Below are 824 nucleotides of genomic sequence, written 5' to 3'. Positions count from 1 at the left end.
CTGATGTAACATCTAAATTTGATATCACAGTAGCTAACGGAGTAATCACAGCAACCCTTAAAGATGGCTTCACTAAGTCACTTGGCGATGCAGAAAATACTCAAATCATCGACACAACTAAATTCGAATTCGGACGTTACTACAAGTTTGATATTCCAGCAACTGTTAAAGCGGACGTTAAAGGTGGAGTAGACATCGAAAATACTGCGGCTCAAGTAGTGAACTACTACAACCCAGTAAGCAAGACTGTTGAAAAACCAAGCAAACCAACTGAAAAACGTGTTAACAGCGTACCAGTACAAGTAGAGTTCAACTTCACTAAACGTCTGGAAGGACGTGAATTGAAAGCTAACGAATTCAGCTTCGTATTGAAAGATTCAGAAGGTAAAGTCCTTGAAACTGTAATGAACGATGCCTCTGGTAACGTTAAGTTCTCTAAACTTGAATTCAAGAAAGAACAAGCGGGCGTTCACAAATTCACAGTTGAAGAAGTGAAGGGTACTGATGGAACTGTCGCTTACGATGCGATGAAAGCAGTAGTAACTGTAGAAGTTAAACATGACGGAACAGCGAAAGCTCTTATCACTAACGTAACAGATCCAGCAGACAAAGAGTTCAACAACCGTGTAACTCCTCCAGAAACTCCAGACTTCAATCCAGAGAAATACATCTTGAACGAATCTAAATTCGATATTACAGGTGACAAACTTCTCAACGATGATAAAGAGTTGAAGGATAAGATTGCGGAAACAAATGCAAATCCTTACGTTGATAAGACTGATAACAACGAAGCTCAAAATATCAATACTAAGACACTCAAGAAA

Annotated in this window: 1 protein-coding gene; it reads left to right on the top strand. The window is 39.1% G+C overall.

What is annotated here, in order from left to right; all coding sequences use genetic code 11:
• Positions 1-824 (top strand): Spy0128 family protein (locus tag AX663_RS04820; protein ID WP_331708973.1); only part of this gene is annotated, 824 nt, incomplete at both ends.

It is taken from the genome of Streptococcus sp. CCH8-H5, assembly GCF_001556505.1.
Classification (GTDB): domain Bacteria; phylum Bacillota; class Bacilli; order Lactobacillales; family Streptococcaceae; genus Streptococcus.
This window is presented reverse-complemented; position numbering and strand designations above follow the sequence as displayed.